15 protein-coding genes are annotated in these 17,849 nt (G+C 45.8%); 4 read left to right on the plus strand and 11 right to left on the minus strand.

What is annotated here, in order from left to right; all coding sequences use genetic code 11:
* Window positions 1–91 precede the first annotated feature (91 nt).
* The 3 genes from gltX (at window position 92) to ABS362_RS07675 (ending at window position 3,004) form a co-directional block, all read left to right on the plus strand.
* On the plus strand, window positions 92–1,636 hold the full coding sequence (gltX, locus tag ABS362_RS07665) for a glutamate--tRNA ligase (RefSeq protein WP_350411812.1): 1,545 nt from the start codon (window positions 92–94) through the stop codon (window positions 1,634–1,636).
* Between the two features lie 139 nt (window positions 1,637–1,775).
* A complete protein-coding gene (locus ABS362_RS07670) occupies window positions 1,776–2,126 on the plus strand; it encodes a hypothetical protein (protein ID WP_350411813.1) in 351 nt (116 codons plus the stop codon).
* 110 nt (window positions 2,127–2,236) lie between these two features.
* Window positions 2,237–3,004, plus strand: coding sequence for a TIGR00266 family protein (locus ABS362_RS07675; protein ID WP_350411814.1), 768 nt, complete (start codon window positions 2,237–2,239; stop codon window positions 3,002–3,004).
* Between the two features lie 149 nt (window positions 3,005–3,153).
* On the opposite strand, the gene ABS362_RS07680 is transcribed toward ABS362_RS07675, so the two are convergent.
* Genes ABS362_RS07680 through lptB form a run of 3 tightly spaced genes read right to left on the minus strand, consistent with a single transcriptional unit; the run spans window position 3,154 to window position 5,870 of the window.
* The gene (locus ABS362_RS07680; protein WP_491568578.1) at window positions 3,154–4,671 is read right to left on the minus strand and encodes a GH3 auxin-responsive promoter family protein; all 1,518 of its coding nucleotides are present in this window, start codon (window positions 4,669–4,671) and stop codon (window positions 3,154–3,156) included.
* A 56-nt stretch (window positions 4,672–4,727) separates the two neighbouring features.
* On the minus strand, window positions 4,728–5,087 hold the full coding sequence (locus ABS362_RS07685; RefSeq protein WP_350411816.1) for a four helix bundle protein: 360 nt from the start codon (window positions 5,085–5,087) through the stop codon (window positions 4,728–4,730).
* Between the two features lie 51 nt (window positions 5,088–5,138).
* Window positions 5,139–5,870: an LPS export ABC transporter ATP-binding protein gene (gene lptB / locus ABS362_RS07690; RefSeq protein ID WP_350411817.1), complete on the minus strand. Its 732-nt coding sequence runs from the start codon at window positions 5,868–5,870 to the stop codon at window positions 5,139–5,141.
* A 192-nt stretch (window positions 5,871–6,062) separates the two neighbouring features.
* On the opposite strand from lptB, the gene ABS362_RS07695 reads away from it, so the two are divergent.
* Window positions 6,063–6,884, plus strand: a complete 822-nt coding sequence (locus tag ABS362_RS07695) for a glycoside hydrolase family 25 protein (protein WP_350411818.1) — start codon at window positions 6,063–6,065, stop codon at window positions 6,882–6,884.
* Between the two features lie 58 nt (window positions 6,885–6,942).
* Here ABS362_RS07695 and recJ read toward each other — a convergent pair whose 3' ends face one another.
* The 8 genes from recJ to ABS362_RS07735 form a co-directional block, all read right to left on the minus strand.
* Window positions 6,943–8,649 (minus strand): single-stranded-DNA-specific exonuclease RecJ, encoded by a 1,707-nt coding sequence (gene recJ / locus ABS362_RS07700; RefSeq protein ID WP_350411819.1) that lies wholly within the window; start codon window positions 8,647–8,649, stop codon window positions 6,943–6,945.
* An 888-nt stretch (window positions 8,650–9,537) separates the two neighbouring features.
* The gene (locus tag ABS362_RS07705) at window positions 9,538–11,355 is read right to left on the minus strand and encodes a tetratricopeptide repeat protein (protein ID WP_350411820.1); all 1,818 of its coding nucleotides are present in this window, start codon (window positions 11,353–11,355) and stop codon (window positions 9,538–9,540) included.
* Window positions 11,356–11,504: 149 nt separating this feature from the next.
* Window positions 11,505–13,604, minus strand: coding sequence for a peptidylprolyl isomerase (locus tag ABS362_RS07710; protein ID WP_350411821.1), 2,100 nt, complete (start codon window positions 13,602–13,604; stop codon window positions 11,505–11,507).
* A 77-nt stretch (window positions 13,605–13,681) separates the two neighbouring features.
* Window positions 13,682–14,983: a hemolysin family protein gene (locus tag ABS362_RS07715; RefSeq protein ID WP_350411822.1), complete on the minus strand. Its 1,302-nt coding sequence runs from the start codon at window positions 14,981–14,983 to the stop codon at window positions 13,682–13,684.
* A gap of 17 nt (window positions 14,984–15,000) precedes the next feature.
* A complete protein-coding gene (locus tag ABS362_RS07720) occupies window positions 15,001–15,174 on the minus strand; it encodes a hypothetical protein (RefSeq protein ID WP_350411823.1) in 174 nt (57 codons plus the stop codon).
* Complete coding sequence (lptC, locus tag ABS362_RS07725) at window positions 15,174–15,713, minus strand: LPS export ABC transporter periplasmic protein LptC (protein ID WP_350411824.1); 540 nt, start codon at window positions 15,711–15,713, stop codon at window positions 15,174–15,176. The genes ABS362_RS07720 and lptC overlap by 1 nt, the downstream gene beginning before the upstream one ends.
* A 135-nt stretch (window positions 15,714–15,848) precedes the next feature.
* The gene (gene bamG, locus ABS362_RS07730) at window positions 15,849–17,132 is read right to left on the minus strand and encodes a BamG family beta-barrel-assembly machinery protein (protein WP_350411825.1); all 1,284 of its coding nucleotides are present in this window, start codon (window positions 17,130–17,132) and stop codon (window positions 15,849–15,851) included.
* Window positions 17,125–17,844, minus strand: a complete 720-nt coding sequence (locus ABS362_RS07735) for a type III pantothenate kinase (protein WP_350411826.1) — start codon at window positions 17,842–17,844, stop codon at window positions 17,125–17,127. The genes bamG and ABS362_RS07735 overlap by 8 nt, the downstream gene beginning before the upstream one ends.
* Window positions 17,845–17,849 lie beyond the last annotated feature (5 nt).

A 17,849-nucleotide genomic window follows, 5' to 3' on the forward strand; every position in this document is an offset into this window, starting at 1 on the left:
ACATCAAACGAAGGTGCAGGTTATACTTACGATTACATACTTTATTTTGTAAATTGCGCCCGAATTAGAAGATTACAAGAGACGACCATACATGGAAAGAGAAGTTAGAGTACGCTTTGCCCCAAGCCCGACCGGGCCACTTCATATAGGCGGTGTTCGCACGGCCCTTTACAATTACCTGCTGGCCCGCAAAACAGGCGGCAAAATGATACTGCGCATCGAGGATACAGACCAGAACCGTTTTGTACCGGGTGCTGAAGACTATATCCGTCAGTCGCTGGAGTGGTGTGGCATTGAGCTGGATGAGAGCCCATGGAATGGCGGCCCTTATGCGCCTTACCGCCAGTCGGAGCGCAAGCCGATGTACATGCAGTATGCTATGCAGCTTATTGATGCCGGCCATGCGTACTATGCCTTCGATACTGCCGAGGAGCTGGATGCGATGCGTGAGCGCCTGAAAGCTGCTAAAGTAGCTACCCCGCAGTATAACGCTATTACGCGCGCAACTATGCGTAACTCGCTTACCATGCCCGAAGATGAAGTGAAAAAGCTTCTGGAGTCTGGCGCACCGTATGTGATCCGCTTGAAAGTACCGCGTAAAGAAGAGATCCGCCTGAAAGACATGATCCGTGGCTGGGTTATGGTGCATTCTTCTTCTATAGATGATAAAGTATTGATGAAGTCGGATGGCATGCCAACGTATCACTTGGCCAACATCGTGGATGACCACCTGATGAAGATAACGCACGTAATCCGTGGGGAAGAGTGGTTGCCATCTGCACCGCTGCACGTATTGCTGTACCGCTATTTAGGTTGGGAAGCTACCATGCCTGAGTTTGCACACTTACCATTGCTGCTGAAGCCAGACGGAAACGGAAAACTGAGCAAGCGTGACGGCGATAAGCTGGGCTTCCCGGTATTTCCACTGCACTGGCAGGATCCGTTTACAGGTGAGATATCTTCTGGTTACCGTGAGGCCGGTTATTTGCCTGATGCTTTCGTTAACTTCCTGGCTTTCCTGGGCTGGAACCCGGGCACACAGCAGGAAATATTCTCGATGGAAGAGCTGGCAAACGAGTTTACAATAGAGCGTATCGGTAAATCAGGTACACGTTTCGATATTCAGAAAGCCCGTTGGTTTAACGAACAATACCTGCGTGCCAAACCTGACAGCGAACTGGCAAACTACCTGTTAACTGCTTTAGAAGAGCATAATATCGATTGCACGCACGAGAAAGCCTCCAAAGTAGCCGGACTAATGAAAGAGCGTATAAGCTTCCCGCAGGATTTCTGGAAAGAGGCAGCTTATTTCTTTGTAGCCCCGGAAGAGTATAACGACAAGGTAGCTTCTAAAAAATGGAATGCGCAGTCGGTTGCCGTGTTTGAGCAGTTTAAGAACGAGTTACCAACTATAGCTGACTTCAACGCTGACTCCGTAAAAGAGCTGCTTACAACTATACTGGAGCGTAACGGCATGAAGATCGGCCAGGTAATGCAGGCACTTCGCCTTGCTGTAACCGGTGCCGAAGCCGGCCCTGACCTGATGCAGATCATCGAGATTATTGGCCGTGAGGAAACTATAAGCCGCATCGAAACGGCTATTGCAAAACTTAGCCAGTACGCTGCTGCCGAGTAAGCAACCCAAACTATAAACAGAAGGCTGATCCGTAAATGGGTCAGCCTTTTTTATTGCAGCAAACTATAGCTAGCCGTGTAAACCGTAACTATTTACCTGTTTCTACTTATAACATCAGGGAATACAAACTATAAATAACATGGCCAGAAATAAGAAACCCGATAAAAGCAAAAAGAAATCTAAAGTGCATAAAGACCTGGAAGGCTTCGAGATAAAGGTAAACGAGCACGGTGAGATCATCTCAAACTATAGCATTGATAAGATAAACGAGTTCCTGAACAAAAATGTAGACGACAAGAAGCTACAGAAACGGGACGCTGCCGAGAAAGCCAAGCGCGAAGAGGAAGAAGAATATCACGTGGAAGAAGGTGAAGAAGTAGAAGAAACCGACGAGGATTTTGTACGAGGCACGAGCTCTGTATCGGATGACGAAGACGACCTGCCTGTAAAACCAAAGCGCAAAGCCGACGAGGAGGACGACGAAGATTAACTATAGTTTAGGCCTCCTTCACTAACCAATGGAGCAAGTTAAACTATAGTTGCCGCTCAATTTCTGCTAATTTCTTATCTTGCTTTACTATAACAAATCATAATCTGACTATGAGAAACTCACACGAAATTGACTACAAGATCTTTGGCAACGACATACAGGTGCTGGAGATTGAACTCGACCCGCAGGAAACGGTAATTGCCGAAGCCGGTGCTATGGTATACATGGAAGAAGGCATCGACTTCCAGACTAAAATGGGCGATGGCTCTAACCCAAGCCAGGGCTTTTTAGGGAAACTGGTATCTGCAGGCAGCCGATTGATTACGGGCGAATCGCTGTTCATGACGCACTTTACCCACATGGGCCACGGCAAAAGTCGTGTTGCGTTCTCTGCTCCTTACCCGGGCACTATTCTGTCCGTCGATCTGACAACAGTGCGTAACCGTACACTCATCACGCAAAAAGACGCTTTCCTGGCAGCGGCATTGGGTACGAAGCTCAGCATTCATTTTAACCAGCGTTTAGGGGCTGGTTTTTTTGGTGGCGAAGGATTTATACTGCAAAAGATGCAAGGCGATGGCATGGCCTTTATACACGCCGGCGGAACTATAGTTGAGAAGCAACTGAACAACGAAACCTTAAGAGTAGATACGGGCTGCGTAGTTGCTTTTGAAGAAGGGATAGATTTTAGTGTGCAGCGTGCCGGCGGCTTAAAGTCGATGATATTTGGTGGAGAAGGTTTGTTCCTGGCAACGCTGCGTGGTACTGGCCGCGTGTGGCTACAGTCTATGCCAGTTAAGAAACTGATTCAGGCGCTGATGCCACAAGGCGAAAACGCTAAAAAAGAAGGCAGCATTTTGAGTAGTTTCCTGGAGTAGAGGTCGCTGCACTCCCAATTATGAATTAGAAATTATAAATGGGTTATACTTGAAGTATAGCTCTTAAAAATAAAATCCCCGGCAGTTCTATATTTGCCGGGGATTTTATTTTGTTAACTCGTAACTCAGGACTCGAAACTCAGAACTTTCTATAGCCCGTTTACCTGCATGATCTCTTCCAGGTATTCGCGGGAGTTGCTGAGGCGTGGTACTTTATTTTGTCCGCCTAGTTTGCCTTTATCGCGGAGCCAGTTCATAAAAGTACCTTGTGGGGCAGCGTGTACGATCGGGCCTTGCAGGGCAATGTCATTCTGACGCTTGGCATCGTAATCGGAATTTACTTCGCGCAGTGTTTCGTCGAGCAGGTACGTGAATTGCTTCAGGTTATCCGGTTGCTTCTCAAATTCAATCAGCCATTCGTGGCCACCGCGCTTGCCGCTCTCCATAAAGATTGGCGCAGCAGTAAAGTTTGTGATGATGGCTCCGGTTGCTTCGCAGGCTTTGGTAATAGCAGCTTCTGCGTTTTCAACTATAACTTCTTCGCCGAAGGCATTTATGAAGTGCTTGGTACGGCCTGATATTTTAATGCGATACGGACTAAGGCTAGTAAAACGTACTGTATCCCCTATTTTATAGCGCCATAATCCTGCGTTTGTAGAGATAACTATAGCATAGTTCTTTCCTAACTCCACCTGCTCCAGCGTCAGCGTTTTAGGGTTCTCTTCATCAAACTGGTCCATCGGTATAAACTCATAGTATACGCCATAGTCCAGCATCAGCAGCATTTCATCTTCCGTTCCGGCCTGGTCCTGTATCCCGAAAAATCCTTCCGAAGCATTGTATACTTCCAGGTAATTCATCTTATCAGAAGGAATGATCTCTTTGAATAACTGCCTATAAGGACCAAAAGCCACTGCGCCATGTGTAAAGAGCTCCAGGTTTGGCCATATATCCAGAATGTTGTCTTTTCCGGTAACTTCCAGAATACGTTTCAGGAGCACATAGGTCCAGGTGGGTACACCGCTCATGCTGGTTACATTTTCCTGCACGGTCAGCTCCACCATTTTCTCGATCTTCTCCTCCCACTTGTCCATCAGGGCAACTTTAAGCGGCGGCGTGCGCATGGCTTCCGCCCATATAGGCAGGTTTTGCATGATCACTGCCGATACGTCGCCACAATTTACCTTCGCATTGAGTTCGCTTGGGCGATGGCTCCCTCCTATTGACAATCCTTTGCCAGTAAATAGCTTTGTTTCAGGATAAAGATTGACATAGATAGACAGCATATCCTTACCACCTTTGTAGTGGCAATCTTCCAAACTTTCCGGGCTAACAGGGATATACTTGCTACGGGCGTTGGTTGTGCCCGATGATTTGGCGAACCACTCAATCTTACTAGGCCAGAGCAGATTCTGCTCACCCATCATCACGCGCTCAATGTAGGGATATAGTTCCTCGTAAGTAGTAACCGGCACACGCTCCTGGAACTCTCTCACCGAAAGCCCATCACCGTAGCCGTATTTCTTTCCCCATTCTGTACCTTTTGCAGTACTTATCAGGTTCTGAAACAGCTCATTTTGCACCTCATGCGGGTATTTCCGAAACAAATCTATATCATGGATCCGCTTCTTCATTACCCAGGTTACTATTGAGTTTATTATTTCCACAAATTACAGTTAACAGTTAACAATAAGCAGTAATCAGTTTTGGAAATCCTGTGCTGCTATACTTTAGGATTAATTCTTGTTGTCTTTAAGATAGAGAATAAAATCTTACTAAGCTCATCTGCATCTTTCATCATACTATCAGCAATGGTAGCATCTAAATAGCCAGTATCCTTAAGTAGACTTAGCCAATATTTAGTTTCCAAACTCTCTTTATAAGCTATAGATACTTTTGATGAAAAATCTGCTGTAGATATACCACCATTAGCTTCTGCAACATTTGCCCCGATAGAAGTGCCGCTTTTCAGTAGTTGTTTAGAAAGTATAAACTCCTTCTTATCCGTACTAAGATGCTGGTAAGCTTTCACTATTCTAATTGCAAAAGCATAACACTTGCTATAAAGGTTATTATTGCTCATATACAATTAAAACGTGATACTGTTTACTGCTAATTAATCACTGATAACTGTTCAGACCTTCCTTTTTAACTCAAAATGCTTACCTAAATACACACGGCGCACCTGTTCGTCAGCGGCTAGTTCTTCGGCAGTACCAGATTTCAGGATCTTCCCTTCGAATAGCAGGTAAGCGCGGTCGGTAATCGAGAGGGTCTCGTTTACGTTATGGTCCGTTATAAGGATGCCGATGTTTTTGCTCTTCAGCTTGGCAACTATACTTTGTATCTCCTCTACCGCAATAGGGTCTACACCTGCAAAAGGCTCATCGAGCAAAACAAAGCTCGGATCCACGGCTAGAGCGCGGGCAATTTCGGTACGGCGGCGCTCACCACCGGATAGTACAACTCCCTTATTTTTACGCACATGGGTCAGCGAAAATTCCTCCAGCAGTTCTTCTACTTTCTGGTGCTGCTCTTCCTTGGACTTGTTAGTCATTTCCAGTACTGCCAGAATATTTTCTTCTACTGTTAACTGGCGAAACACAGATGCTTCCTGAGCCAGGTATCCAACGCCGCGTTTGGCTCTTTGGTACATGGGCAGGTCAGTAATATCTTCTGTATCCAGGTAAATTTTGCCCGAATTAGGCTTTACCAGCCCCACGATCATGTAGAAGGAGGTAGTTTTACCGGCACCATTCGGGCCAAGTAATCCTACAATCTCACCCTGGTTCACTTCCACGCTCACATCGTTTACAACATGGCGCGATTTATATTTTTTAAATAAGTGTTCAGCTCTGAGTATCATGAGGCTAAGTTACGGAATTATAGTTTCATACTGCAAGGTTGTAACTTTTCGTTATAAGGAAGGTGTTGCATACGGGACTCCAGCTTTTGTACAATTTAACTTTATTAACAATCTGTATAAAAGTTGCTATATCGACTTGTTTATCAGCGGGTAGTTACATAAATTAAAATACTTTTAGCCAAACACCTGATTATGACGCTTTCTTTACTCCTATCTTTAGGCAAACACTTTGCGCTTACCGGCCTGCTATGGTATACTTCCATAACAGGTTTTAATACTGTTTCTGCCGAAAATATGGTTGTCAGAACTATAGATAATAGCGGCGAAACCAAGAGCAATACCAGTTCCTCGCTTAAAGGTATCGACGTATCAAGGTGGCAGAAAGAAGTGGATTGGATGCAGGTGAAAGATGCAGGTGTAACGTTTGCCTTTGTAAAGGCAACACAAGGAGATTTCAGGTTAGATCCATTTTTTGAGCGTAACTGGGAAGAAACCAAACGCAATGGTATTAAGCGCGGCGCTTACCATTTCTATAAGCCCGAAGCTCCCGTTCAGGATCAGATAAAGCTTTTTACGAGCACCGTAACACTCGCTCCCGGCGATTTGCCCCCTGTGCTGGATATTGAAGTAGCGAAACCAGGCATGACTGGCGAGCAACTGCGTGCCGACCTTAAAACATGGCTGGAAGCAGTAACTCAATACTATGGCGTAAGACCAATTATCTATACCAGCCAGAATTATTACCGCCGCTGGTTAAAAGGACATTTTACTGATTATCATTTCTGGATTGCCCGCTACAGCGATGTAAAACCGGAGATTCACCATACGGATAGCTGGATGTTCTGGCAGTTTACCGACCGTGGTTCTGTTGCCGGCATTAACGCAGCTGTTGATATTAACTTCTTTGCCGGTGATATGGATAAGCTGACCGAGCTTTGCCTGCCTGATTTTGTAACTACCACCGAGCAGATCAGCCCATTACAACAATTAAAGCATAAGTATCCGCAGCCATAGTTCAGCAACTATAGATTTTACAGGAAAGCAGCCTCTACAGCAAGTACAGGTTGCTTTTTTATTTAAAGCGGATGTCTTTAATGGAAAGTTGAGTAGTGATGTTGCCTCTGTAGTTATTCTCTTCAATCGTATAGCAAACATCAAACGGAATACCTTTAGAGATGTGGTGATAGAAGTCGCCGAACCCAAAAGCAATCGCATCGAAAGAAGTGTAACCGTCCTGGGTCAGGCGCAATTTCAGGTGAGTATCGCCAACTACACGCAGGTTACCGGTATCATACACACACTCGGATACAAACACAGGGCGCATATTGCCCGGTCCGAATGGCTCCATCTGCTTTATAATACCAAAGAAGTTACGCGTGATCTGGCTGAAACTGATCTTAGCATCTATCTCTATCTGTGGCGTCTTCTGATCTTCGGTAATAACATTGGATACAAACTGCTCAAAGCGCTCTCTGAAAGCCGGAATGTTCTCAACAGGTAATGTTAAGCCTGCCGCATACATGTGCCCACCATACTGGTCTAAAAGGTCTGAGCAGCTTTCTATGGCACTGTGCACGTTAAACCCGTGTACTGAGCGTGCCGAGCCAGAGGCTTTACCATTCGATTCTGTAAGTATTATAGTTGGGCGGTAGTATTTCTCAATACAACGCGATGCAACTATACCAATAACTCCTTTATGCCAGCTCTCTTTGTACAAAACCGTAGAGTTCGCGCTCCGCAGAAAATCATCTTCCTCGATCATCTGCAGTGCTTCTTTGGTAATGTTGCTGTCTTTGCTGCGGCGCTCCTTGTTAGACTCGTTTATAATGTCAGCCATCTTAAAGGCTTCATCTTTTGTTTGAGCAAGCAGCATCCGAACCGAATTTTTGGCATCACCCATACGGCCGGCAGCGTTTATGCGTGGCGAGAAACCGAATACAATACTCGTAATATCCATCTCACCTGTTATACCAGCCAGGTCTTTCAAAGCTTCCAGGCCCGGGCGCGTTGCCTGCGGACCATTTAATAGCTGCAAACCATAGTAGGCCAGTATTCGGTTCTCACCAACTATAGGAACTATATCGGCAGCAATGCTTACCACTACCAGGTCCAGGAAATTGGAAAGCTCTTCCAGTTCTACGCCATTCTGCAAACAAAACCCCTGCAACAGCTTAAACCCAACACCACAACCCGACAGCTCTTTAAATGGATAAGGGCAATCTACCTGTTTCGGGTCCAGAACGGCTACTGCCTGAGGCACATCTTCGTCGGGTAAGTGGTGATCGCAGATAATAAAATCGATACCTAGACTGGCTGCATAAGCTACTTTATCAGCAGATTTGATACCACAGTCGAGGCTGATGATGAGACCAAAACCATTTTCTGCAGCATACTCTATACCTGCCGTAGAAACGCCATAGCCTTCTTTGTACCTGTCTGGGATGTAGAACTCGATCTGGTGGGTGTAGTGTCGCAGGAAACCATACATAAGCGCTACCGAAGTGGTACCATCTACATCATAATCGCCATAAACCAGAATTTTTTCGGAACGGTGCAGCGCTTCTGTCAAACGGTTAACAGCAAGGTGCATGTCCTTCATCAGGAAGGGATCGTGCAAATCGGCCATAGACGGCCTAAAAAAGGATTTAGCCTCTTCGAAATTGCAGACACCGCGCTGGCAAAGTATGTTGGCTATAGTAGGGCTCACCTTCAGGCTTTCTGCCAGGTTGCCTACTATCTCTTCAGATACTTGCTGCTTATATACCCACCTTTTCTCCATAATGCTTCTCGGACTTGCTATCTGTTCCGGTGCAAAGGTAACTAAATTAAACAGGTTTTAGTTTTCGAGTGCTTCACTGCCTGGTCATCTTTCGCCTGATTTTTTTACTTTTGTATTACTACAACAGCCTGCACCGTGAAACGATTCATAGAAATATTTAATAAGTATAAGGATTACTCCCTCGATCTGGTCATGTATGGGTTCTTCCTCTTGTTTATACTTTTCCTTTTTATCTTCTTCAGTTAAGTTTTCTGATATTTCGAGCGATAGCCCAGAAATCCTATGTGTACTATCGTTCCATTTTGTTATTTCGACGTCAGGAGAAATCTAGGTTCTATAGTTAGATTTCCTTTCATTTTGAACCAAGCTATCCTTTCAAATCACCTCTAATCCTGGGAGCTCTTCAAACCCATCGTTTCAATTCAGCTTTGGTGCCCTCACGGCCGGGAGGCCTCGTCTTCGGGCATCGCACTGCGCGAATCTCTTTTGCTCCTTCGTCGCAATGCCTGACGGCACCAGATATTCACAAGGCGCTCAACCCAAAGACTGATATCAGTTCGATAGTAACAGCCTGTCTATTGTTTAACCGGTAAGCTTCGAGATTTATCAGGAATGTATTTCCGTAGGGACAGGTCGCGACCTGTCCGCTCTATACCTGCAGCAATAGAACGATACCAGATTTCTCCTTTCGTCGAAATGACAGTTGAAAAGTAGCGGCAAAAAGTCCCCCTTTGAAGGGGGTAGGGGGATGACAAACGGCAACTATAGAACTATAGTTTGAAAATTGGCAAAGGCCGAAAAACTCCCAGTCTTAGAGAAGTTGTAGATCCCGGACTTGATTCATGAGAAGGGTTGGAGGTGGTTGGATAACACCAACTATAAATCTGCTCAGTTAACCGTATCACCACGCAACTTACGGAAACGTTTGCGGGCTTCGGCTACGAAGATGCTGCCTTGGTGCTTTTTAAGAAGGTCGTTGTATAGTTCCTGCGCTTTAGTAGTGTCTTTCAGGTTCTCTTCGTAGATGTAGGCCATCTTAAACAGGGCGTCGTCGCTGAGGATGTCGTATTGCGGGTTTCCAACGATATGTTGTAGGCTGGCAACTGCTTCCGTAAAATTACCCATGCGTTCCTGTATACCTGCTTTCTGGAAATATATCTCATCGGTTAAACTATGGCCGGGGTATTTTTTCAGCATGCCATCTAAGCTGGTAAGGGCCTGCTGTAGCTTATTCTGGAACACAAGCAGCTCTATGGCTGCGTACTCCTCCATAGCTGTAGTGGAAGTATCCAGTCCGGTATTATCTGTTATCAGCAGGCCCAGGTCCATGGCATCGTTGGCAATTTCGCGACTGGTAGCTAATTTCAGAATATCGAGGTGGGCCTGGGCCAGTTCGAAGTCTCCTTTATAGTAACTTAAGCGGGCATTCCGCAGTTTTGCATCATAGCCGATCGGGGTATCTTTGTGCGATTTTTCTACCTGCGAGTAAAGCAGCGTAGCTTCCCACGGTTCGCCTTTCAATACATAAATATCCCCTAAAGTAAGTTTGCTTTCAGCTACCAGGTTTGCATTGGCACGGGGCATTGCTATCGCTTCCTGTAGCAATTCTATGGCTTTGGCTTTATCATCAAGATAAAAGGCATACAGGTTTGCCATGTGTTGCAGTACTTCTACTGTAGAAGCGCTACGTCCAACTTCAGTCAGCAGGGCATTATAGTCTGCAATAAGAGCACGTATCTTTTCCTGATCAACCGGGAAGGTATTCTGCACCTGTTCTTCGCGGGCATTTATAAGGCGCTGCCGTGCTACCAGGTAATATGGGCCTTCCGGATACTCACTAATAATGTATTCGTACGCTTCTATTGCACTGCTATAGTCTTTATTCCTGGCACTTATCGCACCAAGCTCCATCACCCTCGATCCGCCGCTCCTTGTCCGTTTATCAACGGCACGAGCCTGCATCAGGGCACCATAAAAATCCAGGCGCTGCACATATAGCCAGATCAGCAATTCACTGTAAGCTAGTTTATCCGGGTTCTGCTGCACGCGCATGATCAGCTCTTTCTCTAATGCATCCTGGGTCTTTTCGTCGCGCACACTGTTTTGCAGCATGTTCTGCACGTAGCCTACTTCAGTTTCATTCTCCTGCAACAGGTTCAATACTTCAGGTATCAGGGCTTCATTTTTCTGCCGGTAACTATAGAGCGCTATCAGCGGGCGGTTATTCTCCAGCGGGTTTTTGCTTAGTTCGCGGCCACGCAGGTAGGCTTTCTCGGCATAGTCGTATAGTTCGTTCTGTATAAAAGCGCTGGCTACCGCAACCGTTGCCTCCGGGCTCATCTGTTGAATGATCTTACTGAAGTGTTTCTCAGCTCCCGACTTATCGCCTGCAGCCTGGTACACCATACCCAGATCAACCTCAAAATTATAGTTGCCGGGGTTCTGTTTTATAGTCCGCTTTACCAGCTTTTCGGCCTCTTTATAGTCCCGCAGCGCCAATAGAGTTTTCAGATAATCCGGGTAAGTTAATGAGAAGAGGCGCTTGTCTTCTACCAGCTTTTCGTAGAGCGCGGCAGCTTTCTGGTATTCTCCTTTACTGAAATACTCCCGGGCCAGCTCCAGGTCCTGGGTTTGCCCATGCGCTATAGTTGCAACTATAGTTAAGCAAAGCGCCAGCAACAGGTATGTTTTTTTGAGTAGGGCCATAGGTGTACTTAAAACGAGAGTTTGCCTGAACTTGATATACGAACTTTAGCGGTTCTCTACTTTAAATTAAAGCTTATAGTTCTGATATCCTATAAAACAAAAGAGCCACTCTGTTGGGAGTGGCTCTTCTAGTATGTTGGCAACGTGGCTTAGAAGAATCTAACACGGTTGTCAGTGATGTTTGCTTTTTCTTTGATAGCTTCAAAAGCCTGGCTTTCTGCGTTAGCAGAGCGCATGTTTACAAGTTGCTGCTTTACGCCAGACAGGTCTTGAACTTCAGGTGCTTTTGTAACATTTACAAGCTCTACTACTATAACTCCTCCATTGCCTTCGAAAGGAGCAGTACGGCCACCTGGCTTAAGGCCAAATGTTTTACCAACTGCCACAGGCTCCAGGCCAATACCCGGTATAGTGCCGGAAGCAAATGTTACGTCATCAGCAGTTCTAAGCATTGCATCCGGGCCATAAGCAGCAGCCATCTGGTCTACAGTGCCTTTTGTTTTCTGTATTTTCTCGATGATCTGTTTTGCTTTCAGCTCGTTACGAACAGCAGCAGTAAGTTCATCTTTTATATCCTCTACTTTAGCATAGCCTTTTTCGCGCTTGCCTGTAAGTACAGCCACCACAAACTGATCTTCGATCTCGAACACCGGAGAAACATCGCCAACTTCAGTGTCCTTAGCATATGTCCAGCGTACTAGCTCGCGGGCATTGTTAAGACCACCGGCAACAATGTTATTCTTACCGATCTCTTTCACTTCCTGCTTCGCAAGGGCTTTGTTCTGCTCTACGTTTGCACGGAACTCCTCCAGGCTACCGCTTGTACCAGACAATTCGTCGGCTACAGCATAGGCTGCATCACGTGTAGACTCGCTTGGCTCCATTGCGCGTTCGATTGCAGCAATTTTATAGCTACGGCTTGTTTTAGGCGCAGTAATTTTTACGATATGGTAACCGTATTCTGTCTCTACCAGCTCTGGTAATAAACCTGCTGATGTAGCACCAAATACCGCTTTCTCGAAAGCAGGTACCATCTGGCCAGTCTGGAACCAACCCAGGTCACCACCTGTAGAGGCGGTACCATCAGAGCCATGCTGCGCTGCCATCTGAGCAAAGTCAGCACCTTTCTGAATCTGATTCAGTACATCAGTTGCTTTTGCTTTTGCAGCAGCTTTTGCTTCAGGAGTATCGCTCTCCGGCTTTATAAGGATGTGGCTTGCTTTTGCAGCACTCTTACCACCATCTTTCACATCAATTACTTTGTAAAGCGAGTAAGACTCTGCAGTAGTATAAGGGCCATAAACTTTACCTTCTTCCAGGGTTACAGTGCGTAGTTGCTCCGGCAGTTCACCTGGTGTTAAGTAAGTGCCGTTAAATGGCTGATCTGAGTTAGCATTAACAAAAGCTGAATCGTTGGTTGCTGCTGCAAATTGCTTCGCTGCAGATGCCATTTCCTCTTCGTATGTCTTGTTGTCTTCCTGCGATGCAGTAACCGGTATAGTTACATACTCTATGTTACGGCCTTCCTCTACTTTGTAAAGCTCTTTGTTGCGCTCATAAAAATCTTTCAGCTGCGCATCTGTTACGCTTACCGCAGAATCAGATATGGTGAAATAAGGCACATACAATACTTTTACAGAAGCTGTAGCATTTTGCGCGCTAAAGAAGTTTTTAGCCTCTGCTGTAGTTACGTAAACCGACTTACTAAGCAGGTTGCTGTACTTGGCACGTACACGGTCAGATGCTACGCCCTGCTCAAAATTCGTCCACATTGGTCGGTCTGCTGGTACCATGTTCTGTAGGTACTGCACCACCTGTGCGCGGTCGAACTCGCCAGTTTGCGGGTTAGTAAATGCCTGACGAACGGCTGGATGGATGTTGTTACCCTGGACCATGTCAAACAACTCTTCTTCCGATACCTCGATACCAAGGCGCTCGTACTCTTTCTCTAGGGCAATTTTAAAGATCAGTTGGTTCCATGCCTGCTCACGCAGCATAGCAAGCTCGCCTTCGTTGGCAGATCTGCCTGTCTGATTCTCATAGTTGGTCTTCAGTTGCTGAAAAACCTCATCAAACTCCTGGTATTCAATTGTTTCACCAGCTATCTCGCCAATCTCGTTGGAGTCGTTTCCAAGAAGCCTTGAGTTTGGTCCGAGCAGGTCTCCGCCTACTACAAATATACCAAGCCCAATGGCAATGGCGCCTACGGCCCAACCAGACTTCTCTCTAATCTTGTTAATTAATGCCATTATCTGTTTAACTTATAAAAAGGATTGTGCAAAATAAGGTTAATCGCGCTAAAATTCAAAATTTTATGCAATTCTGTTTAACGTTCTGTTTCTCCCTGAAACTCTGATGTTTTCACGAGCCGCACGGTATTTATCCGGTTTTCATCCATCGAAAGTATCGTGATATGGAACGGCGGATACTCAATGACATCGCCCGACGACGGTATTTCGCCGACAACAGAAAAAATAAACCCGCCCAGCGTCTCGTAATCGCCTTCCGGCAGGCCAAGTTCGTATTTATCGTTCAGGTAATCAACTTCCAGGCGGCCACTTAAGGTATATATGCCTTTTTCGGGTATTACCTGCTCTAAAAGCGTTTCGTCAAGGTCATATTCGTCCTCAATTTCCCCAAAAATTTCTTCAATCACGTCTTCCACGGTAACTATACCGGCTGTTCCGCCAAACTCATCCAACACTACAGCCACGCTCCGATGTTCTGCCACAAACTTTACAAACAGCTCGCTGGCCAGCATGCTTTCCGGCACCAGGCTTACCACTGAGAGTATATCCTCAATGCGTTTTGGCTGCTTAAACATGTCGAGCTGGTGGCAATACCCAATTATGTTGTCAATGTTATCGCGGTAGATCAGAATCTTGGAATGGCCTGTTGCGGTAAAAGCGTGCCGAAGTTTTTCGACAGAGTCGTCTACTTCCACAGCTTCTATCTCGGTACGGGGTACCATACACTCGCGCACCTTCACGGTTTTAAACTCCAGCGCATTATGGAATATCTCTGAGTCTACTTCCGGGGCATGTTCCTGCTCGGGTTGGTAAAGGCGGTTCTTGATATAGGCATTCAGGTCTGTAAAGCCGAAAACCGGCTTCTGATCAGAAAACTCGATCTTAAATACTTTCTCGGCTACCAACTTGCTCAGGCTAACTATAACTATAACTACCGGGTAAAGAAGGTAATAAAACACTACTATAGGCAAAGCTAATACCTGCAGCATTCGGTTAGGATTAATAACGAAAAGGCTGCGCGGCAAAAATTCGGCTGTAAAAAGCACCACCACCGATGCTACAGCCACCTGTATTATAACTATAAGCAGGTCGAACTGCAGTTGCTCCGGGAAAACCTGCGACAGCAATGTGTGTAATACACCGGCTATTGCAAAGCCATACAGCACCAACGCCAGCGTGTTGCCAATTAGGGCTGTACCCATCAGGCGTGCCGGGTGTTTGAGCAGATGCCATAGTATACGCCCTGACAATACCCCATTCTTTTCGCTAAGCTCTATCTGCAGTTTGTTAACCGACATAAACGCGATCTCTATGCCTGAAAAGAAAGCAGAGAACGCGAGCCCTGTAACTAAAAGTATGATCTGATAAGGTTCTATCATTTATAAAAAGCCTGGCTTTAGGCCTTGGTGTTCTTTTTAAGGTGCCTGTAAACTATAAACAGCACCAGCGCGATCATAAAAATCCAGTAGTTGCCGGCAATGTCCTTTTCTTCAATGCTTCTGTGGATGCCGATAACGATGGTCACGAATGCCAGCGATAATAAAATGGTATTTAAAAGTTTTTGGTTCATTACTCTTCTATCTCAAACACCCCTGTTATCTTTTTTATAGTATAGTTATCGAAGTTCTGGTCCGACTGCAGGCCCTGGCCTGTAACCACGCGGTTAGGGGTTGTTATCTTCACAAACTTATCTGTATAGATCTTGCGGCGGCGCCTGTCCCAGTATAGTTCTTCGGTTTCGAGCTTCTCCCCTTTCAGAATGTTGTGTACCTGCACGTCGCCTCTCGCATAATATAGTTCGCTGCCCTTGGTTTGCTTGCCATAGTCTGCGCGCATGGTAGATGTTACCTTACCAGGTTGTTGGAAGAACTCTACATTAAAACCTTTCGGAAATACACCGTCACCTTGCTCGAACTCCTGCTGCACGGGAGCCTTCATCCGGATCATCAGTTTGGCAGAGTCGCTGTAAAGTGTGAAAACATCTTTGTTCTCCATTACAGGCCCGGTATACTTCACTTCTTTATCCGGGTCCTTCAGCTCTTTCTGGCAACCGGCACCTGCTATAGTTATGGTCAGCAAAAATAAATATAGCCACCCTTTTATGTTCATCTCCTGCGTTATGGTTTCTGTGAATTTAGCAAATTTTATGCGAATCTGTACCAGACCTGGGTTTACGGTTGCCTATAATACAAGAAAGGCCGCTTTACAACGGCCTTCTATGCTATAGATTAAACTATAAGATCGTTACTCGAGTCTGCGCTTTATGAACCAGCGGCTGTTAACGGTAAAGCCAACGCTGAACTTGAAGTAATTTTCTTTTATAAGTCCATTATCAGAAGTACCGCGTGTGCCGTAACCGAACGCTGTGTTCAACTGGTACAGGTCATAGATAGTTGAGCGCCCAAAAGGCAGCGTTGCACCTACTGTAAAGCCTTTGTCTTTTATCTGCTCGTTGTTGAACTCGTAAGGCGAATTGCCATAGTACAGACCTGCACGGTAAGTAATACGCTCAAAATAGTTACCTACCGAGTTTGCATCAGGGGTATATTCGGCGCCAAGGCTTGCACGGTAGCTGTCTGCCAGTTCCTGCTCGCCTCTGAAGTTTCTGAATTCAGACCATTTCTGTGCGTAATAATCTGCGGCAACAGTTAAGTTAGAACCATTATCAAGGCTTAAACCTGCTGCAAAGCTCGAAGGTATATTTACCTTGCTGCTTGCGCTATCAGCATACATGGCTTCTTTTACTGCACCAAAAAAGTCGCGGCGCTCAAAAGATGATTTACGTTCCGCACCAAGGTCAGCTTTTAAACTATAAACTGCTCCTGCGCTTATAAATAACTGGTCTTTCAGCTTCGCTCTATAGTTTGCCCCGGTTCTGAAAAGCAGGTCGTTGTATTTTGTTTTTTCACTTAATACAACAGACTCGCCTCTTGCTTCCGGTATTTCTGTATCGTTTATAGAGGTTGATGATTCTTTGATAATAGAACCGAACAGGTAGGAAGCGCTTGCCCCTATTGTTAAGCCCTTCGTTATTCTCACACCATGCCCGAAGTATAGTTCAGAAATGCCGCCTTCTCCTTTATAAGCTTCAGTAGCAGTAGCTGTAGGGTTTAGCTGCGATGTAGTAGAAACCTCGTACGCCACTGAAGAGTAAGGGCGCAGGCTCAGGGCTGTGGTCCATCGCTTGGAAACAGGTATAGATAAGGAAACATTCGACAAGTTTGCCGTTCCGTCTGTCTGCGATCCTGATCCACTTTCCAGTTTTTTTATTTCGCCGTTAACACCAATCTCAAAAGCTGTAAGGGTGTTATAGTATAGCAAAGCAGGGTTAGCCGTATTTATCTGGAAACTGTTGGCTGCACTTATACCGGTGTTGGCCATACCTGCATTCCGGATATTGCCTGTGTTATAGTTGTACTCGCCTAGGCCGTAGCGTGAATAAGGAGCATTGCCAATGTTTTGGGCCTGTGCCCCATACGAAAAGCAAAGTACCGCGGCGCAAACAAGGGCGCGAAGTGATTTATACATTATACGTCAAAATTCTATGAAGCCCGATCAAGACTAATTCAGGAATTACAAAGATGCGTCCTTTTAAGTTACTTTCAAAAAATCCTGCGTCGCCACCGCAAAGTATAACCGTTAAATCCGGTGCTTTTTCAGAATATAACTGTATCAGGCCATTCAGTTCTGCAACTGTGCCTGCTAAAACGCCACTTAAAATTGATTCTTGTGTTGACTGACCGGTTAGTGGAAAGTTATCAGGAATTTGGTCTATTAACGGCAGCCTTTCGGTAAAAGTATGCAGCGCCTTTAATTTCATGCGCAGGCCTGGTGCTATGCCGCCGCCCTCGTAACTACCTTCAGCGGTTACAAACTCGTGGGTAATGGCAGTGCCGGCATCAAAAACCAAACAGTTGCGCCCTGGAAAAAAATAATTAGCCCCTACGGCCGCTGCAATTCTGTCTGCCCCCAGCGTTTGCGGGGTCTTATAGCTGTTTAAAACAGGCAAGGCTGTCTGTGCCGATAACGTTATAATGTTACCGGTTACAGGCAGCATTGCACTATAGTTTGCAGCATCAGCGGCTACGCTGGCAACTATGGCATGCTCAAAAGTACAGTTGGTTATCTCTTCCGGGAAGTTTTCCATTCCCTGGAAATAGCCCTGTTTTACAAGATCATTCCCTTTAAAGATGCCATACTTGGTGCCTGTGTTGCCTACGTCTACCGCAATGCTATGCATAGTTC

Source organism: Pontibacter populi (genome assembly GCF_040278685.1).
GTDB classification, from domain to species: Bacteria; Bacteroidota; Bacteroidia; order Cytophagales; family Hymenobacteraceae; genus Pontibacter; species Pontibacter populi.